This window comes from Clostridium sp. YIM B02569 (genome assembly GCF_022320765.1).
GTDB classification, from domain to species: Bacteria; Bacillota; Clostridia; order Clostridiales; family Clostridiaceae; genus Clostridium; species Clostridium beijerinckii.
Genome location: NZ_JAKJJX010000004.1, coordinates 247,118 through 266,080, shown reverse-complemented (window position 1 = coordinate 266,080; position 18,963 = coordinate 247,118). Strand labels below are relative to the sequence as shown.

Here is an 18,963-nt window from a genome sequence, read left to right as displayed (position 1 = left end):
TTAATAAATTTTAAAGCTTATTAATTATTGCCTTAGCTTCTGATGATATCAAAAACTTATAAGTTGATTCAGGAATCAACTCTTTCAATGCTAAAAAATTATTTTCCTTAATTAATTTTCTAACTCTTGATGCGCTTGTCACATTATTTCCAATTCCTATTCTTGGGACTTCAATAACATCAACCTCATAACTAGGCAATATTTCTTTCATAGTTTCATTATATGTTTTAGTAACTTCACATGAGGGTTCTTCCCCTACATATCTTCTATTAATTCCTAACATTGGAACTATATAATTTGCAAAAATCTTTATATCTAATACTGTATGTATCTTAACTGCTTCATCTAATTTTTTTATAAAGTAGGATGGAAAAGTTGCACTTGAAATTATATATTCTTCCCCTGAATGTATTACTATATTTTTTAAGTGTTTCAAACCTTCTTCAACTAGCTTATATCTTACCTTCGCTGAAAAAACTGATCTATCTTCTGAAACCACAAAAACATGAACTACATCGCTTTGTTTAGATGCTTTTTCTATCAAATATTTATGACCTAATGTAAAGGGATTACAATTTACAACTACAGATGAAATTATTTTTCCATCAACTTTTTTGTCATGTATCCTATTTAAAAAACTATTTATTCCATTAGAATCATTTTCTAATAATATAACTTTATTAGGAACTTCTTCAATTTTATAAAAACCAAAATCTTTAAACATTTTATAATTACTAGGTTTGGTATAAACAAATAAATGATTATTACCTCTTCTATACTGTTCATTAATTAATTCTGATACAATTTTATTAGAAATCCCCATTCCTTTATGATTTTCATCTACTGCTATGCATTTTAAAATTTTTCCATCAAACGAACCAGTAGCAATTATCTTATTATTATCGTACAATGCCACTGTATATTCTACATTGTTATCAAATCTCAATCCTTGTTTGGTAAGAAAATTTTTCACCTCATTTAATTTTTTATAATCATTGCCTTCAATAATTACTAATTCCAAATTAAGGCATTCCATACCATCACTTCCTTCATCTTTATAGTAATATTTCATACATATTGTATTATTTAGAATTCTAAACATGCTATGAGCAATGTTTCTTATAACACAAAGCAAAGATTCTTAAGACATACACTTAATTTAAATAATACTTAAAACTACAATTAAGACGTAAATCATTTCCTGTATACCTGTATACAATCCTAAATAGAGATAGGACATATGATTGTATACCTGTATACAGTTATTTTACAAAAAATATAACAAATTACTTTTTGTACATCTTCGCCATAATAGATTGTATACCTGTATACAATCTATTATGAAAACAATCTTTGCTTTCCATGTGTTAATTATAATACATATTTTAATGCTTTGCAATCGTTTCTATAAAAAAAACAGAATTTTTTACGTTTTTAGTCATATTGTATACAGATATTCGTTTTTATACGACATAAAGTATACCTGTATACAACTATAATTAAAATAAATGAATCTCTTTTGTTAGAAACTTCTTAGCATTTAATGTATGCTCTCTGCCTATCTGTTCAGCTAATATTTCATCTTTTTTCTCAAAGGCTTCAATTAATGCTTTATGTTCTTCCATAGCAATACTTCTTCTTTTATTCATGACCAAAGTAAAATTTCTTAACTTTGATAAATACTCATAAATCTGTTTCATTTGATCTATAAGCCTTTGATTATTACTAAGATACATTATACTACTATGAAATTCACTATGTAATCGCCAATATTCTTTTATGTCATTATTATTAATACTTTGCTCCATTTTCAGAAGCATTTCCCTTAACTCTAAAATTCGTTCTTTAGAAATATTAGCACATGCTAACCTAAATGCTAATCCTTCAAGAACTTCCCTAATTTGATATATTTCTAATATATCTCTTTTCGATATTCCTTTAACAATAGTACCTTTTCTAGGAACATTCTCTGCTAATCCTTCAATTTCTAATTGTCTAAAAGCTTCTCTTACAGGAGTTCTACTTACTCCCATTCCCTCAGCTATAGAAGTTTCTACTAATCTATCTCCAGATTGAAAACTTCCATTCATAATTGCCTTCCTAAGTCTCTCAAGTACTATTTCCCTAATAGGTCTTAAATCGGTACTTTCTATCTTTTCAAATATTTGATCCATATATTCACTTCCTTAAATCCTGTATATATTTTTTTAATTATCTTATGTAAATATTACAACTTTTATATTATTATTAGTACAACTTTATTTAAAAAACGTTATTTTCTATAAGGTATTTATATTATAACTTCTTCATATATTCTTCTACAAGACTTAAAAACACTGTTACTCCTAGTAAATCTGCACTTCCGCCAGGGCTTATATTTCTTTTTATAAACTCTGTACTCAAATTATTTATTTTCTCTCTTCCTTTTGCAGTTTTCATTCCTCCTATTGCTATTATTTCTCGTGCTGTTTCTTTTACTTCTTCTAAAACTTCCACTGAGTGTCTATGGATTATAGTAGAATCATTGCAATTTTGCATTATTCCCATAAGAGTTTGAATCAGTCTATCATTAATACTTAATTTAGAATTCTCTTTATAAAAATTTAATGAAAATTGAAAGACTGTTGGAATCCCCCTTTCTACCTCACCTCTTACACCGTCAGTTTTATACTTTAAAAATAATTTCTCACCATGACTATGTGCATCCGTGTCCTTTAATTGCATGAGTTCCTTTTCCACTATTCCAGAAGTCATTTCTTTTATAATACTTTGTATGTATTTAAAACTTTTATTCTCATGAATGGTCTTTCCTACAGCTGCACAAGAAATTCCCATTAGAAACAACATCCCCTTATGAGTATTTATCCCTTTAGTTTTAACGAACATATCTTGCTCAGCAGTGATTCCTATCTTTCTGATAGAATTAAATATTTCTTTATATGACTTGTTAGAAAATCCTTCTTGGATAAAAAGTGTTAGATACTTACTTAATACTGATGTACTATCAATGAATGTGAAAAAATCCATGTCCTTATGTGCACCGCAAGATACTGGCGATACCAATCCAGGTGATGGATAACAAGAAACTTCGTATATCATAGCTTGAACTGCTAAACTACTAATTTCCATTGCCATTTCATTAACTGTATATACTTTTATTCTACTCATTTAGTTTCTCCATATATGTTTTTTTAGATTTTTTTGCATTAGTTGCAAAATTTTTTAGCTAATTTACAGTGATATTCTATCACACTTAAAATTGAAATACTATCTTAATTATAACCTTTGTAATATTTCTTCATCACTCCTTTTCGAACTTTCAGCATTTGTATGTAGATGTCGTGTTATTCCTAAAACTAAATAAAGGTAACTTTGAAATTGTTATTTATTTTCCTGTAACTAAATTTTAAATTTTTGAGCTAAACCAATTAATACTTGAGAAGTTTCAGCTTGACTTTGCGCTGATTTTGCAACTTCTGAAACTGCATGTGTTGTTTCATTTACACTAGCCAATATATCCTCAGAATTATTAGCTGATTCTACAGATGTTGATGATAAATCCTCTAATGCATGATTTATTTGATTTATAACTTCATTCATTTGCTCTGATGAATTTGCTATATCACGTGCTATATCATTAACAAATTCTGCATCCTTTTCATACTGAACTCCTGTTTCTCTAAGTAATTCATAACTTGGCCTCACGCTATTTTCAAGATATTCCAATACTTCTTGTCCACTTTTAGAAAGATTATTAAATGCTTCTTGCACTTTATAAACCATTCCTTGAATATTTCCCACAGCATTTGAAGATTGTTCTGCAAGTGTTCTTACTTCTTCTGCAACTACGGCAAATCCTTTACCCATTTCTCCTGCTCTTGCTGCTTCAATAGCCGCATTTAATGCAAGCAGATTTGTTTGTTCAGCTATCTCCCCAATTGAATCTGCCATAAGTTTAACTCCTTGAACAACTTTTCCATCTTCTATTGCTTTCAAAATATTTTTGCGATTTTCTTCATATATTGCATTTCCTTGTTCTATATTACCATTTGCTTTATCTTTTATCTTAATAGCTCTTTCTTTAATTTCAATTGCAGACTTAAAACTAATATTCGCTTTCTTAGTTAATTCATTGGTTGTATTCCCTATTTCCTCTGCTGATGCACTAACTTCCTGAGTCGTAGCGCTTAAATCTTGAATTCCTCTAGCTATTTGTTCGGTAGATTCATTAACTATTATCATCTTCGAAGAAACTTCTTCTGATGTTGCCGATAATTGTTCACTGGCAGCACTAATATCACTAGCATTATTAACAATCTCTGCTATAAGCACTTTCATATTACCTTTTGCTTTATTTAAAGAATTAGCAACTTCACCAAACTCATCTTTTGAATTAATATCTACATTTTTAGTTAAATCTCCTTCTCCTAATGAATTAGAAAAACTAACAATTTTCTTTAGAGACTTTGAAGTGGCTAATGATATTAAAACTCCAAGGATTATAGCAATAATTAGTCCTAATATTGTGATCCCAAGTACCAGCATTTTAGAACCATTATATGCTATTAAGTTATTCTCATATGCCGTGTCTGACTCATCCATATTAGTATTTATTATTTCATCAAGTGCCTTAAAAAGACCTGTTCTAGTAGCAGTCATTCCTGAAAGTTGTTTTTGAGCAGTTGGATAATCTCCAGCCACAACTGCATCAGACACCTTCTCTCCTACACTTAAATATTCTTTTGATAGATTTTCTATTTGATTTAAAGAAGCGTTTTTCTGATCTGTTGGAGAATTCTCCTTATAATTTACTAAAAGATCATTAGCTTTTTGAGATGAATCCTTAAAATCTTTTATCAGTCCTTCTAATTCATTTTTTTCTATTTTTTCTTTATAAGTCATTTTTAATAATGTTGCTCTAATATTAAGATAATTTTGTTCTATGCTATTGAGTTGTTCTACTGATTTGAGATTAACATCATGCATTACCATTGAATTTGACTTTATCTTATCCATATTATGTATTCCTATTGCCCCCACAATTCCTATAAACAGGGATAAAAATATAAATAGTGAAATTAATTTAGTCATCATTTTAAAGTTATTAAACCATCGTATCATATGTATTTCCTCCACTCTAATAATTAAACGATTTACTTTATTTGTCGTACATGGTCGAAGTTGCTTTAGTTATTATTTATTTTATATTATTTAAATTCTTGTAAAAATCCACATAATAATATGCATCAACTTAATGCAGCACTTTCAATTCAGTAGTATATATTCAGTAGTTAATTCCATATAGTTATTAGCCGTTAAGCGTTTCTCTTGTTTTAACACTTTAAATAAATTCATTTAGTTAGTCTTCTATGGAACCAAAGAATTGCAATTATTTGCAAAGCGCACAATACATTATATTTCAAATTTTTCTAAAATATCATACTACAATAACAAACATTTTTCTAATACCTTTTTCCTTATTTCATCACGATCAAATTGTTGTAATGAAATAAACAGTTTGATTAAATGCATATTTTTATATATAATACTTCTTAAAATGATTATTAACTTGTAACCCATAATCTATAGTTTTATAAATTTGTTTCATCAATGTTCAATATTTTTTAAAAATTAAAATTACAAGAGGTAATATTATTGATACAAAAACGAAATTTGACTAAAGAAAAAATTATTCAAGTTGCTTTTTTATTGTCTGAAGAAATTGGTCTTAATAAGATAACCTTTACTAAAATTGCAGAAAAATTAGACATAAAATACCCTTCATTATACAATTATTTCGACAACATGGATAATTTAAAAATAGAAATGGTCAAATATTTTTTAAATAATTTGAATCTAAATTTAATGAAAAGGTTAATTGGTAAAAGTGGTAAGGATGCTATCAAAGAGTTTGCCTATACTTATAGAGATTTTGCTTTTAAAAATAGAATTTTTTATGAGCTTTTTATGACCATTGGAATTACAAAAGATGACGAAATACATCTTTTAGTCAAGAAATTTAATAACATTCTTTATGAAATATTAAATTTTTATATCGAAGATAAAGAACAATTAATTTATAAAAGTAGATCTCTTAGAAGTCTTTTACATGGTTTTGTATCTATGAATTTCCATGGATATTTCCATACTGATGTAAATTTAGAAAGCAGCTTTGCATTTATGGTGGATGATTTTATTTTGTCACTTTCTCCAAAATAGCCAATATAACTCTCAGTAATATTAGCTTAAGTTTTGCGTACTTAAGCTAAAGAAACAAAAAGACTTATGACAATAGCAACTATAAGTTGAAAACTCAATTTCCCACGTAATAGCTTTTTCATATTCTGTATCCAACTCCCCATACTGTTTTAATATATCTCGGATTTTCAGGTTCCTCTTCTATTTTTTCTCTTATCTTCCTTATATGAACCATTACAGTATTGTCTGATTCGAAAAATACATCTCCCCATATCTTCTCATAAATCTTTTCTATACTAAAAACTATACCTTTGTTGCTTGCAAGAAGCTCAAGTATATCAAATTCTTTTTGTGTAAGTCTAACAGTATTGTTTGCTATAAATACCTGTCTTGTATCACGATTTATAGTTAAACTTCCAATTTTAATATGAATTCTATCTAATTTTTGATAACTAGGGCTAATTTTATATCTTCTGATCCGCAACTTTACTATTTCTATAAGTTCCTTAGAATTAAATGGCTTTTTAATGTAATCGCCCATTACTGATGGCAAGCCTTGAACAGCATTAATATTTTCTATCTCATTAAACATAAAAATAATAGGTACAACATTGTTTTTTCGAATTTTTAAGCAAGCTTCAATCCAGTTCATAGTAAAAATCTTAACATCTATTAGTATAAGGCTAATTTCACTTTCGCATACTTCTTTAAGTGCCTGCTCTCCATCTTCTACACCCAATACCTCATAGCCTTCGTTTTCTAAATACATGCCAGCAATTTTCCTTATTTCATTATCCTTATCCACTATTAAGATTTTATTGAGCATAAAGCTACTCCTTTCTTTTAATGACTTTCACATTTAAAAATGTAGGTTTGGAAAGCATGAAGTCAAAAGAATATATATTCATTTCTTTTTCCTATCATACCAAAACCTTACTATATAAAAAGTACTTATACTTATTGTCAACACCATCAAAGGAATACTACAATTAGACTCCATATTTTCTCCTCCTACTAGCATATTTTAAAAATTAACGCTTCTATTCCATCTCCTGTAATTTATATAGCTCATTAGAATTACAACAATAAATGTAGCAATAAATACATATAGAGAATACTTCATGCTTATCCCTAGGAAAGTATATAGAAGGATAACAGGTGTATCAGCCACAAATATAGTTAAGACATACTTTGTGAAAGACATTCCAGTTAAAGTAGAGAAGAAACATACTATATCTGACGGTACTACAGGCGACGAAACACCTAAAGCTAGGATTTTAACATTATTATTTTGAATTAGTGAATATATTTTAGGGTACTTATTAATTATCTTTTCTTGATACCCCATACCAATTGTGGCTTTAACAAATAAAAATAAAAGAATCTCACTTAACAAGTTTGCTATGGCAACTAAAACAAATGCTTTTAATGGATCAAATAATATTCCAGCACTAACAATGAAAACAGTACAAGGAATAAAAGTAAAGATCCTAAATGAAGCAATTATTAAAAATAACAACGTACTATACTTAGGATATGCTTCCAAAAATCCAGTAATTTTTGCAATTCCATTGATATATAATTGATATTTAATAAATACAAATAAGATTGCTATCCAAAATAAAAAAGCCAGACATTTAAATAACTTATTCATTATTAATCTCTCCATTCTTAAAGTTATTTTTATAATAATATGTAGTTATATCAATATTTGAAATAACTACTTTATGAATCTGACTTTATTATAAATCCTACTTATTAAATAATTTTCGAGGAAAACATTAAGAATTATTAAGATCTTTTCTTAAATAATTAATCTTTTCTTAACAAAACTAGAAGAAGTGTTTTGACCAAAATTAAAAGAGCTCTCAGTGCTTTCTTTAGCTCCAAGAACTCCTTGTTTTATATATGTAATACTAAATTATGAACTTTTCTAATCTATTCTCATTCACTTATTTTAGGTAATTCAATATTAAATTTAATTTTATTATCATTGCATTCTGCCCAAATTCTACCTCCATGAAGTTGAATAATTTTCTTTGAAATAGGGAGTCCCAGGCCAGATCCTTCAATTTCAGCATTCCTAGATTTATCGATTCTATACATTTCATCAAATATTTTCAGTAAATCTTCTTCATTTATATTATCACCTTCATTAATAAAGGAAAGTTTAATGTTCTCTTCATCATCCCACATTATAATTTTAAAAGTTGAGTCTTTATAGCTATACTTTTCAGCATTTTTTACTAAGTTTTCAATAACTCTAACAAATTTTTGCATATCAATTTCACAAATCAATTCATTTTTAGCACATTCAATTTCAACCTTTATATTCTTTTCAGATAAAAATAAAACATGCTCCCCCACTACCTGATTTACTAGAACAGCTATATTAAATGGAACTTTATCCAGTTTCACATAGTTATTTGAGAGCTTAGTATATTCAAAAAGTTCTTCAATTAATTTCTTTAAATTTTCGCTTTTTTCATAAGCTACTTTTAAAAACTCTTGCTGATTTTCTGTAAAATTTTCTTTATCTTTATTAAGAAGTTCCAAATATCCAATAATAGATGTTAGTGGAGTTTTTAAATCATGTGAAACAGCTACTATCAACTCGTTTTTAGCTTCTTCCTGCTTTTTCTCTTTTTCATAATTTTCTTTAAGTCTCTCAGACATTGTATTTATATCCTCAGCTAACTGAGAAATCTCGTCATTACCTTTTATCTCTATAGGATTTAAATAGTGCTGTGTCTTTATATTAGTGACACTTTTACTGATATACTTTAAATATTTAATCCTTCCATTAATTGCAATCAGAAAAATAACCATAAAAATTACCAATTCCAATACGAAACTTACGATAGCTATGACAGCTCCATATTTTTCGTAAAAATTAATGTTATCACCAATTATTTTCTTAAACATATTAAGAAGAAATCCCAAAAATAATAAACTTATTATTATATCGATAGGAATTAATATCAGTAATTTTATTCCTACTTTGTTGATTATCCCTTTCTTCATATCTTATATCCAACTCCCCAAACTGTTTTAATATATTTTGGGCTTTTAGGGTCTATTTCAATTTTTTGTCTAAGGTTTGTTATATGAACCACTATAGAAGTATCTGATACTGCAAATTGTTCATTCCAAATAGTCTCATACAATTTTTGTACAGAAAATACTACACCTCTATTTTTAGCTAAACACTCCAATATATCAAACTCCTTTGGAGTAAGCTTAATTTTATCACCTCTCACTGTAACTTCATGAGTATCAAAATTAATAATTAATTCTTCAATAGTAATACTGCTACTATTTTGAGGTTCTACATTAAATTTTTTATATCTTCTAAGTTGAGCCTTTACCCTTGCTATAAGTTCCATAGAACCAAAAGGTTTAGTAATATAATCATCAGCACCAACTGTTAAACCTTCAATTTTATGAATTTCTTCATCTTTTGCCGATAAAAATATTATAGGCATAGTGTAGTCTTCTCTAATTTTAAGACAAGCGCTTATGCCATCTAAAACTGGCATCATAACATCTAAAATTACTAAATCAAAATTATTCTCATTAATCAAATTCAAAGCTTCCTCTCCATTTGAAGCTTCCATAATATTATACCCTTCATTCTCAAGATAAACTTTTATCAAATTACGAATACTCTTGTCATCATCTACAACCAAAATATTTGTCTTCATACATACATCCCCTTTCTAGAATTGTACTTATTACACGGCCTAACTCTTCTTACTATATTTTTTATTATTCCTTCACCAAAAATTGTACTGATAATTAATATTACTATTACCATATATCCAATTAATCTATTCTTATAGCCTAGTAATATAAAAACTGCTATTATAATCCAAATAGCTCCTAGATTCCCCATTACTGTTATTGCAGGCATTAATATATCTAAATATTTATTATTTATGTATCTCTTTATATAACATAAAATATAATCATCAAATTTATTTATTGTTTTTAAAATATTTAAAAACACCCTTTCCCTCCATTCTGTTAGTATAACACCTTACCATTTTAGCTTCCTATAAATGTTTTTAATTAAATTCACTAAGATAAATATATTTCAACTTTTCCCTGATTTTAATTTTCACATCTCAAAACATAGGCTGGTGGCAGATTTAATAACACCCTTTTCCTTCTAATTTTACCAAAATACATTTTAAAAAGCTTGATTTTTAACAAAGTATATTGAAAAGTTATAAATACTCCCTGGCCTTTTAGTATCTCTTTTGTTACTGACAATATACTTTTGCTCATAGAATCAGGTAAACTTGCAAATGGAAGTCCTGAAACTATATAGTCAACCTTATTAATATTGTATTTATTTAGATGTTCTTTCAAATTCTCCGCTGAGTCATTTATAAGTATAAAGTTTGTCCTATTTTCAAACTTCTCTTTTAATATCTTATAAAAATCTTCATTATACTCTATTGCTATAAATATTGTACTGTCTTTCTTTTGGTCCAATATTTTCTCAGTAAAAACTCCTGTTCCTGGCCCATATTCAACAATACATGATGCATTTAAAAAATTAATGTCTTCAACCATTTTATATGCTAATTTCTCTGAACTTGGTGCTACCGCACCTACTGTTTTAGGATTTTTTATATACTGTTTGATAAAATTACTAATATCCATTATATTTTGCCTCCAAGATTAATATAGGGATAGTATAAAATACAAATATTAAGCTTTTATCAAAAAAAGTATTAAGATTTATTAAGATTTTTTTATTTCATTCTATAAGGAAATCGTCACAAGGACCATGGAACCAATGCCATAATCATTATTAAAATATTTTTTATTAAGCTAATAAAGCTTGAATATTTCAATAACTTTATAAAATATCAACTGCTTATTACTGCGCTAATACAAAAAATTTATTTGTTCTCTTTATAATTTGGGATAATAATTTAATATTTTGCATAAAATCAAACCTCACTATAAATTTAATATCTATAGCGAGGCTTCATTTTTTCTAATTATTGTCAAGTGTTTTTTTATTAATTTCTTATTTATTTCCTTAAGTTTATGCCATTGAGCGAACGCATGAGTCGGATTCCCTTTTATATTCCTAGGTTCTAATATTCTTAAATTCTTTTATTCTTAAGTTCTCGTATAAATTCAAATCTCATGCAAAACAAGAATTTACAGATATTTTTTCCCTTCGACCCATGCATCTCCGGCTTTCTCACCTAATGAAAAGTAGCTGTTGCTGAACGAATCAAAAAATAACATTCCTGTTTTCTTGGCATCAATTCTGCCGGTTTTATCTAACACTGACTCATCTGCCGCTACATTGACAATCCTGGCAAGTACAGTAGTGAAATTATTTGTTCTTACAACCTCTATGAGTTCGCATTCGATGACTAGTGGACTGCCTTCGATGATAGGGGCATTGACGTGTTCACTCTTTACAGCCTTCAAGCCTGTTTTTTCAAATTTATCAGGAACTCTATGGCCAGTTACAATTCCAAAATAATCCACTTCCTTTATCAAATTCTTATTAACCAGTGCAACAGTAAATGCGCGTCTCTTTTTAATGTTTTCATGCGTCTTACTACGTGGACCAATACATAATGCAAGATCACCTGCATTCGTCCTTGTACACTCATGCAAATTCATCACATTGACTGTTCTATCATCATTATAAGTGCCAACCATTAAAACCGGCGCTGGATAACCATACGAAAAAACGTTTGGGCCTAAATTTTTCATCATAATAAATAACCTCCCCCTATTTCTTCTCTCTTAACTGAAGTCCGTCGTGGTAAGCATCACCGGCCTTCTCACCAACGGACATATATGACTTATTCATCCAATCGAAAGTGATCGGATGGAATTTTTCAAATGATACCTTGCCATCTTCTCCAAGAATCCGTTCATCCAGACTTACATTGACGATTTCGCCTACCAGTCTCCAAGTTTCCTCATCATAGCTCTTCACTCTGCATTCAACGGCAAAAGGAAGCTCATCGATAATAGGTGCATCTACGAATTCGGACTTTGTTGTATGGAATCCGGACTTCTCAAACTTTTCTTCCACTTTATTTCCTGTTGTTATACCAAGGTAATCACAAGCAACTTCATTTTCCACATCTGCCATACTTACAACAAAGGAACCTCTAGCAGTAATTCCCTTTAACGTATTTCTCTGGGCTGCTACGGTAATAGTAATTTCTGTCTCATTCGTGATTCCACCCCATACTGCTAACATGGCGGTCGGCTTTTCAGCCTCATCATAAGACGAAATCATCAAAACCGGCATCGGTGTGATGTATGGCTTTGCTCCGATATTTTTTCTAGACATATTTATCCTCCTAATTATTTAATAAATCACAGTTATTCGATGCATTATACTCTTAACAATATGATTTCTTATAGATTTCCAGATAATCTTCATCCGTAAGCGGTAACGGGTCCGCGGTAATGTCGCCGCCGAGCACCTCGTGTATTCTCTTCGGATACTTTGTGAGCTCTTCTTCATTAATTCCTGCATCACTCATGCGGAGATCTTTACATCCGACTGATTCGATCAGTTCATCCAATGCTCTGATAAAATCTTTTCCGGATGTCGGATTATCAACTCCCATTGCTTTTGCCATTTTGATCATCTGTTCTTCTGCAGCCTTACGTTCTGCAAAGAAATCATAATAGGCATGAGCAATCATAATCAAACCAGCACCGTGGACCAGATTTTCGTGGTAGGATCCCATGGCATGTTCCATTGTATGTGCTGATGTGATGAGCATGTAGTAGCCCGCAAGTGAATTAGCTAGTGCCATATTTGCTCTTGCTTCCTGATTGCTTCCATCACGATATACAACAGAGAGATTGGCGGCAATCAGTTCGATAGCTTTCAAAGCAAACATTTCTCCCATCGGATGCTCATTCTTATTAATCACAGATTCAGCTGCATGGAAAAAAGCATCCATTCCCTGAAAAGCTGTAAATTTAGGCGGTACACTCATCATCAGATTAGAATCAACAACAGACAGTACTGGGAACATTGATGGAACTAAAAAACCGGATTTTTCACTTACTTCGTCGTTGCTGAGCACCGCGCAACAATCCACTTCACTTCCCGTTCCTGCTGAAGTGGTAATAGTGACAATTGGAGCGGCATCTTTTTCTGGATTCTTTTTTCCTCCGTTTAGCGAATAACTGTAATCCCAGATATCACCCGTATTGGTCATCATAAGTGCGATACATTTGCTGGAGTCCATGACGGATCCTCCCCCAAGTGCAATGACAAATTCACAGCCTGTCTCCTTTGCTTTCATTGCACCATCCATAATATTACGGTTTGTCGGATTTGGACGGATATCATCAAAGATCTCATAGGTAACTCCCGCAAGATTCAGTTCTTTCTCAAGCGCGTCCAGATATCCGAACTTCTTCGTAGATGAACCGTTCGATGTCACGATCAGTGCTTTCTTTCCCGGAAGCACTTCTGTATGCAGCTCCTGAAGTTTTCCAGCTCCAAATAATACTTTTGTCGGCATATAAAAATCAAAATTATACATATATTCTATTCCTTTCAATTTGAACTTTCTTGTTACTAAATCCATCATATAGATTTTCACCTTCCAAATCAGCGCTAAATATTAACTTGAATTATGGCGTATTTTAACCTTATAATTAGATATAAACATGTTTGGTTTACCAAAAACGTTGCAATGCTTGAAAGAATTGCTCAGAAATCTGAAGAAAGGAATGTTGTTATGTCTTGGAATTGTGATACTGAAATCGATCACTCATTAGAAAAACTCGGTCGGGACTTTCCGCACCTCAATTGGGACTTTAGCCCGGATCCGTCCTCAGGAAATAACGAATTGATTTCGCATTGGTTGGGAGAGAAATCCGAGGAAGTTATGGTGTGTGTATTTAAAGGGAAAAAAATTGAGGAGCGTTTTCACCGCCAGGACTTTTTTTTCATTCATTTTGCTTACCACGGAGATTATGATGCATTAAGCGCCAACTATAACAATCGGATCACGGTAAAAGAAGGAAACTGCTATATCGGTCAGCCCTACAGCGGTTATGCTGTTAAGCGGGATTCTGATCACGAATGTATTATTCTCGGAGTACTGATTCGTAAGGAAACCTTTTTCAGGGAATACCTAAGTGCGCTCTCAGCAGATAGCTCCATGCTTAATTTTTTTCTGGAACCACAGAAAAACAAATATTCAGAAGAGTTCGTTCATCTGGAAATTTCAGCTTCTTCGCCAATTTGGCAGTTGCTGAATGTCATGATTCTTGAATATGCTCATAAAACAGAGGACTCACAGAAAATTTTAAAACCTATGGTCATGTCCCTTGCTATGTATCTTTCTTATGAGTACAAGCGTCAGCATCTACCTACTGGCACGACATTAATTGACCGGATTATGGAATATATGGAATCACACTCTGATTCTGTAACATTGAATGACATTGCATCCCATTTCGGATATCACCCCGTCTATATTTCCCGTCTTTTGCCGAAAAAGACAGGAAAGACCTTTTCTGCTCTACTAGCTGAATCACGTATGCGAAGAGCCAAACTATTATTGGATCATACGGATCTTTCCATTGAAAAAATTGCTGATATGCTCGGATACAGCAATAGCAGCAATTTCTATAAGGCCTTTAAACAGTATTATGGTACTTCTCCTCGTCAGCTTTAATGGTCAATGTTACGGCTTCAACGTGAAATGCATCAATAACGTTAGAAGAAGATAGCCTTGTAGAAAGGACTGTATATGCTGAAGTACCGCCGAGAGTCGAATATTCACTTACTGAAGATGGAATGAGCCTAAAGCCTGTACTAAATTCTATGCTTACATGGGGAAAGCAATATAAAGAGAGGATAAATGCTAATCTATAATTCAATATACAATAAAAATAGTACCATAGCTTTCAAAAGCTTAGTACTATTTTAGCTAGTAATCCTATTTTTCCATGTTAAATGTACCTTGTATATGACTTCCAAAAACCATTACTTGGTTACTATCTGGTAAGCTAACAACTTCAGGCACGTTGTGTGTGTCAAAATCAACATAAACAAGATTTTCAGTATCGGAAGCATTACTAATTACATGTGCACCTTCTTTACCTGCTGGGAAAGTTATAATATCGCCCGCCTTAACTAATTTTATCCCGTCAGGTGTTCTAACTGAGCCAACCCCGCTAATTATATAGAATACCTCTTCATTTTTCTCGTGATAATGGTAACCAAATGCTTGGTTTCCAGGTGGTACTTCAATAAATGATACTGTACATTGGTTAGCATCAGAACCAGCGACTACTGGTTTAATGTAAAATTCATTATCATTTTGTTTTCTTTGAATTGCTTCAATTGCATTTAAATTTTTAATAGTAAGTTCTTTCATAGAGAAAGCCTCCTCGATGTAATTAATTGGATATTATCTATCTATGTTTTTATAATACGGTTATATAAACAATCTGTAAAGTAAGCACTTCAAAGTGGTATAGGCACCTAAAGGTAATTATTATATCTATAAGAGGAAATCTTGAAAGCACAAGGCTGGGATCATCATATTAATTTTAACCAAATGATGTTGACTAAAATATTTGGTTCTTCAGAAGCTCTTTTCAGTTTTGATACTTATCAATTCGAAGATTATTCAAAAGTAGTTACAAGCGTTGATCCTGAAAAGAAAGCAAAAATACGCAAAGAAGTGTTCCCAAAGGATTGTGAAGAAGCTTTTAAAATGGGAGCCAAATTTGCAACATCTAGAATCTAATTTGTTTTATCAGTTTCAATAACTATTCTTATTATCTTAATTTCTCTTATAGATAGCCCAACCAATTCACTAATCAATTCGTCACTCATACCTTGATTTATGCCTATCTTAGCAACCTCTATTGATTTTTTTAAATAAAAATATTAACTTTTTTACTATTATCTTAATTTAACTAGCTAAATCCATATATCTGCATATGCAGAATTATCTCAACTTGCACACTACACCAAAAACTATAGTAGCATCTTTTCTATCAACTGCAGCCTAAAACCTTATTACCACAAAGAAGGCATGTACATTTAGCTAAATAACGTTTCCCGAAGTGTTCCAGTTGAAATTAAGGAATAAACATATATAGTATCCTAATTGATACTTACTCGCTATAAAAATCGTACTTGTTATTTATAGTATACATGTTATCATTATTGCATAATCAATTTTAACATACAGATATAGGAGGAGTAATCATTATGAAAAAAGCATTGGAATTTTTAAAAGAGAGTGGTACTTTTTACTTAGCTACTACTGAGGGTGATCAACCAAGAGTAAGACCATTTGGCGCTGTTTTTGAATATGAAGAAAAATTATATATTGTTACTAACAACAAAAAAGATTGTTTTAAGCAAATGTTACAAAACCCAAAGGTTGAAATCTCTACTATGAACAAAAAAGGTCAATGGATTCGTGTTGCTGGAGAAGTTGCAAATGATGATAGACGTGAAGTAAAGGAATTTGCACTAGAAGCATATCCATCTTTAAAACGCATGTACAGTCTTGATGACGGGATTTTTGCTGTTTTATACTTCACTAAAGGAACAGCTTCTATTTATTCTATCAACGGTGAAACTGAAACATTTTCACTATAATGTATAATTAGAAAATTCAATTATCAGATACATAAAAAAGGAATGTCGCAAAATGATTAAATTTTAATCATTTTGCGACACTCCCTTAATACTAATTATATTAATAATGAGAAACTGTATTTTATTTACGATATAGTTGTCCGTGTCAATAGCAAGTGACAATAAATTTTAACTCATATATCGCTTTCTTTCATCTAAGTGACTTAAATGACATGCTATAACCATATATTTGATTCCTTATTTACAGGCTATATGCACGGATAAACAACTATTATATTACGGTATTGATGTAGTATTAAACCGGCTATCGGCTTTTTTTGACTTATCTCGTTGTGCATCTTACTTGTTCTTTATCTTTTGCTTGTGATATATTTCTCCCAAAGAAAAAAGATAAAATTAATCCCATAAATGCAAATCCACAAACTATCAATGTTGCAGTTGAAAATCCTGTTGCTATTGCAACTTCATTAGTTGCATGGTGCACTTCTAATGCATTAATTTGAGCTGCTGACATTATTCCAATAAAAAGTGATGACCCTATAGCAGCAGAAACTTGTTGAAGCGTATTTACTATTGCTACTCCATGAGGATAATATTCTTTTGGTAATTGATTCAACCCATGAGTTTGAGAAGGAGACATAAATAGTCCAACTCCTACGCTCATGCATATATAGATTATTACTAAGTGCACTAAAGATGTATCACTTTTAGATAAAGATATCAAAAATACAAATACAGTTACTATTCCTGTTCCTAATGGTATTAAAAACTTTACACCAAATTTATCGTAAATTTTCCCTCCTACAGGTGCTGCTAGTCCAGCACAAATTACAGCTGGTAATAATGCTAACCCTGCTACAGAACTTGTTTTTCCAAGAGCTCCTTCCATATACATTGGTAACATTATACTCATAGTAAAAGTAACCATCATTGCTATCATTACTAAAATTGTTCCTATTACAAATTTAGAATATTTAAACGGAGATAAATTTAGCATTGGTTCTTTTAAAGCATTTTGTCGTTTTATAAATAATATCAAACAAATAATACCTATTATAAAGCTTATTAAAGTTGTCCTAATATTCCCTTCACTTATACTGCTTATAGCATATATTATTGTTCCGACTCCAATTGTCGATAAAATAATGGATAGGTGATCCATCTTAGGCTTAGTTAATTCTCCTACATTAACTAATAATAGTGTTCCTATAATCATAAGTATGCCTACAATTGGTATTAACATTATAAATAACGCATGCCAGCTAAAATATTGTAATATAATTCCTGATACTGTTGGGCCAAATGCAGGGCCTAATAAAATTGCTGGCACACATATTGCCATTGATATTCCTAGTTTTTCTTTTGGTGCTACTAATAATATGGTATTCATCATAATTGGTATTATCATTCACGTACCTGATGATTGTATCATTCTTGAAATTAATAACATAGCAAAAGAATTTGAAAATGCTGCACATATTGTTCCAATAAGCAATAATCCCATTGCACTTAAAAATAATTTTCTTGTTTTAAATGACTGAATAAGAAAAGCAGTAACAGGTACCATTACCGCTGCTACTGTCATATAAGCTGTAACAAGCCATTGAACAGTTCCAGCAGATACATTCATGTCTTTCATAATTGCAGATAATGCAACATTAAGTATAGTTTCATTAAAAGTTGCCACAAAGGCACTTGCTACTAATATAGCAATAATACTTATAAAATTTATTCCTTGATTACTTTCTAACTTATATTTTTTATTCATAGTTCCCTCCATAAATTAGACCGATCTAAATAATTGATCACATAAAAATGTAACACTAATAATTATGTTAAAATTTAACTCAGTCTTATTGATTCATTATTAGCTTAATTTGTTCTCCAATTTTCCTTAAGTATTCCCCATTCTTCTCACTCAAACTAATCAAAATAGCGCATTCTGCCATAGATTAAATAGTCATCGTCGTTGATTTTGATTTATTTATCTCAATTTTCGAATCCATTGTAATCACTCCTTTTACATTACTTATTTTTTCAAATGCAATACTTGCTTCGTAATTGTAGCAATGTTTCATTAGCTTTCGTAAGCAAAATTTGTTCTAAATATCAAAAAA

The 18,963-nt window shown here is 30.5% G+C and carries 18 protein-coding genes and 2 pseudogenes; 5 read left to right on the top strand and 15 right to left on the bottom strand.

Features of this window, described 5'->3' with window-relative positions; translation table 11 throughout:
* Window positions 1-10 precede the first annotated feature (10 nt).
* The 4 genes from citC to L3B96_RS05570 form a co-directional block, all read right to left on the bottom strand.
* Entirely contained in the window at window positions 11-1,072 is a 1,062-nt protein-coding gene (citC, locus tag L3B96_RS05585; RefSeq protein ID WP_238859160.1) for a [citrate (pro-3S)-lyase] ligase, read from the bottom strand.
* Window positions 1,073-1,499: 427 nt separating this feature from the next.
* Window positions 1,500-2,174: a GntR family transcriptional regulator gene (locus tag L3B96_RS05580; protein WP_238859158.1), complete on the bottom strand. Its 675-nt coding sequence runs from the start codon at window positions 2,172-2,174 to the stop codon at window positions 1,500-1,502.
* Between the two features lie 121 nt (window positions 2,175-2,295).
* Window positions 2,296-3,168, bottom strand: coding sequence for a triphosphoribosyl-dephospho-CoA synthase CitG (citG, locus tag L3B96_RS05575; protein ID WP_077830921.1), 873 nt, complete (start codon window positions 3,166-3,168; stop codon window positions 2,296-2,298).
* Window positions 3,169-3,399: 231 nt separating this feature from the next.
* Window positions 3,400-5,121 (bottom strand): methyl-accepting chemotaxis protein, encoded by a 1,722-nt coding sequence (locus L3B96_RS05570; protein ID WP_238859156.1) that lies wholly within the window; start codon window positions 5,119-5,121, stop codon window positions 3,400-3,402.
* 537 nt (window positions 5,122-5,658) lie between these two features.
* On the opposite strand from L3B96_RS05570, the gene L3B96_RS05565 reads away from it, so the two are divergent.
* The gene (locus L3B96_RS05565; protein WP_035768717.1) at window positions 5,659-6,219 is read left to right on the top strand and encodes a TetR/AcrR family transcriptional regulator; all 561 of its coding nucleotides are present in this window, start codon (window positions 5,659-5,661) and stop codon (window positions 6,217-6,219) included.
* Window positions 6,220-6,337: 118 nt separating this feature from the next.
* On the opposite strand, the gene L3B96_RS05560 is transcribed toward L3B96_RS05565, so the two are convergent.
* The 9 genes from L3B96_RS05560 to L3B96_RS05520 all read right to left on the bottom strand — a co-directional run bounded on the left by L3B96_RS05560 (window position 6,338) and on the right by L3B96_RS05520 (window position 13,805).
* Window positions 6,338-7,024 carry a response regulator transcription factor gene (locus L3B96_RS05560; RefSeq protein ID WP_238859155.1) on the bottom strand — a complete coding sequence of 229 codons (687 nt, stop codon included), beginning with the start codon at window positions 7,022-7,024 and terminating at the stop codon, window positions 6,338-6,340.
* Between the two features lie 198 nt (window positions 7,025-7,222).
* The gene (locus L3B96_RS05555) at window positions 7,223-7,852 is read right to left on the bottom strand and encodes a VTT domain-containing protein (protein WP_238859153.1); all 630 of its coding nucleotides are present in this window, start codon (window positions 7,850-7,852) and stop codon (window positions 7,223-7,225) included.
* 290 nt (window positions 7,853-8,142) lie between these two features.
* Window positions 8,143-9,222 (bottom strand): HAMP domain-containing sensor histidine kinase, encoded by a 1,080-nt coding sequence (locus tag L3B96_RS05550; RefSeq protein WP_238859151.1) that lies wholly within the window; start codon window positions 9,220-9,222, stop codon window positions 8,143-8,145.
* A complete protein-coding gene (locus L3B96_RS05545) occupies window positions 9,219-9,902 on the bottom strand; it encodes a response regulator transcription factor (protein ID WP_238859149.1) in 684 nt (227 codons plus the stop codon). The genes L3B96_RS05550 and L3B96_RS05545 overlap by 4 nt, the downstream gene beginning before the upstream one ends.
* On the bottom strand, window positions 9,899-10,207 hold the full coding sequence (locus L3B96_RS05540) for a hypothetical protein (RefSeq protein ID WP_238859147.1): 309 nt from the start codon (window positions 10,205-10,207) through the stop codon (window positions 9,899-9,901). The genes L3B96_RS05545 and L3B96_RS05540 overlap by 4 nt, the downstream gene beginning before the upstream one ends.
* 104 nt (window positions 10,208-10,311) lie before the next feature.
* On the bottom strand, window positions 10,312-10,869 hold the full coding sequence (locus L3B96_RS05535; RefSeq protein ID WP_238859145.1) for an rRNA adenine N-6-methyltransferase family protein: 558 nt from the start codon (window positions 10,867-10,869) through the stop codon (window positions 10,312-10,314).
* Window positions 10,870-11,379: 510 nt separating this feature from the next.
* Window positions 11,380-11,952 (bottom strand): flavin reductase family protein, encoded by a 573-nt coding sequence (locus L3B96_RS05530; RefSeq protein WP_238859143.1) that lies wholly within the window; start codon window positions 11,950-11,952, stop codon window positions 11,380-11,382.
* Window positions 11,953-11,968: 16 nt separating this feature from the next.
* On the bottom strand, window positions 11,969-12,541 hold the full coding sequence (locus L3B96_RS05525; RefSeq protein ID WP_238859142.1) for a flavin reductase: 573 nt from the start codon (window positions 12,539-12,541) through the stop codon (window positions 11,969-11,971).
* A gap of 52 nt (window positions 12,542-12,593) precedes the next feature.
* Window positions 12,594-13,805, bottom strand: a complete 1,212-nt coding sequence (locus tag L3B96_RS05520; protein WP_238859140.1) for an iron-containing alcohol dehydrogenase — start codon at window positions 13,803-13,805, stop codon at window positions 12,594-12,596.
* A 105-nt stretch (window positions 13,806-13,910) separates the two neighbouring features.
* Here L3B96_RS05520 and L3B96_RS05515 point away from each other — a divergent pair, with 105 nt between their 5' ends.
* Window positions 13,911-14,900 carry an AraC family transcriptional regulator gene (locus tag L3B96_RS05515; RefSeq protein ID WP_238859138.1) on the top strand — a complete coding sequence of 330 codons (990 nt, stop codon included), beginning with the start codon at window positions 13,911-13,913 and terminating at the stop codon, window positions 14,898-14,900.
* Window positions 14,901-14,941: 41 nt separating this feature from the next.
* Window positions 14,942-15,100, top strand: a pseudogene (locus tag L3B96_RS05510) (helix-turn-helix domain-containing protein); the annotation flags it as partial.
* Window positions 15,101-15,164: 64 nt separating this feature from the next.
* Here the strand turns inward: L3B96_RS05510 and L3B96_RS05505 are convergent.
* Entirely contained in the window at window positions 15,165-15,605 is a 441-nt protein-coding gene (locus L3B96_RS05505) for a cupin domain-containing protein (protein ID WP_238859136.1), read from the bottom strand.
* 141 nt (window positions 15,606-15,746) lie between these two features.
* On the opposite strand from L3B96_RS05505, the gene L3B96_RS05500 reads away from it, so the two are divergent.
* Both L3B96_RS05500 and L3B96_RS05495 read left to right on the top strand, forming a co-directional pair.
* Complete coding sequence (locus tag L3B96_RS05500) at window positions 15,747-15,980, top strand: hypothetical protein (RefSeq protein WP_238859134.1); 234 nt, start codon at window positions 15,747-15,749, stop codon at window positions 15,978-15,980.
* A 470-nt stretch (window positions 15,981-16,450) separates the two neighbouring features.
* On the top strand, window positions 16,451-16,846 hold the full coding sequence (locus L3B96_RS05495) for a pyridoxamine 5'-phosphate oxidase family protein (protein ID WP_039773497.1): 396 nt from the start codon (window positions 16,451-16,453) through the stop codon (window positions 16,844-16,846).
* Window positions 16,847-17,168: 322 nt separating this feature from the next.
* Here L3B96_RS05495 and L3B96_RS05490 read toward each other — a convergent pair.
* Window positions 17,169-18,614 (bottom strand): annotated as a pseudogene (locus L3B96_RS05490) (MDR family MFS transporter).
* Window positions 18,615-18,963 lie beyond the last annotated feature (349 nt).

Coding starts and splice junctions, on each gene's coding strand:
- L3B96_RS05550 (WP_238859151.1), bottom strand. CDS start 9,222: ATGAAGAAAGGGATAATCAACAAAGTAGGAATAAAATTACTGATATTA.
- L3B96_RS05580 (WP_238859158.1), bottom strand. CDS start 2,174: ATGGATCAAATATTTGAAAAGATAGAAAGTACCGATTTAAGACCTATT.
- citC (WP_238859160.1), bottom strand. CDS start 1,072: ATGAAATATTACTATAAAGATGAAGGAAGTGATGGTATGGAATGCCTT.
- L3B96_RS05535 (WP_238859145.1), bottom strand. CDS start 10,869: ATGGATATTAGTAATTTTATCAAACAGTATATAAAAAATCCTAAAACA.
- L3B96_RS05570 (WP_238859156.1), bottom strand. CDS start 5,121: ATGATACGATGGTTTAATAACTTTAAAATGATGACTAAATTAATTTCA.
- L3B96_RS05525 (WP_238859142.1), bottom strand. CDS start 12,541: ATGTCTAGAAAAAATATCGGAGCAAAGCCATACATCACACCGATGCCG.
- citG (WP_077830921.1), bottom strand. CDS start 3,168: ATGAGTAGAATAAAAGTATATACAGTTAATGAAATGGCAATGGAAATT.
- L3B96_RS05555 (WP_238859153.1), bottom strand. CDS start 7,852: ATGAATAAGTTATTTAAATGTCTGGCTTTTTTATTTTGGATAGCAATC.
- L3B96_RS05545 (WP_238859149.1), bottom strand. CDS start 9,902: ATGAAGACAAATATTTTGGTTGTAGATGATGACAAGAGTATTCGTAAT.
- L3B96_RS05495 (WP_039773497.1), top strand. CDS start 16,451: ATGAAAAAAGCATTGGAATTTTTAAAAGAGAGTGGTACTTTTTACTTA.
- L3B96_RS05505 (WP_238859136.1), bottom strand. CDS start 15,605: ATGAAAGAACTTACTATTAAAAATTTAAATGCAATTGAAGCAATTCAA.
- L3B96_RS05560 (WP_238859155.1), bottom strand. CDS start 7,024: ATGCTCAATAAAATCTTAATAGTGGATAAGGATAATGAAATAAGGAAA.
- L3B96_RS05530 (WP_238859143.1), bottom strand. CDS start 11,952: ATGATGAAAAATTTAGGCCCAAACGTTTTTTCGTATGGTTATCCAGCG.
- L3B96_RS05515 (WP_238859138.1), top strand. CDS start 13,911: ATGCTTGAAAGAATTGCTCAGAAATCTGAAGAAAGGAATGTTGTTATG.
- L3B96_RS05520 (WP_238859140.1), bottom strand. CDS start 13,805: ATGATGGATTTAGTAACAAGAAAGTTCAAATTGAAAGGAATAGAATAT.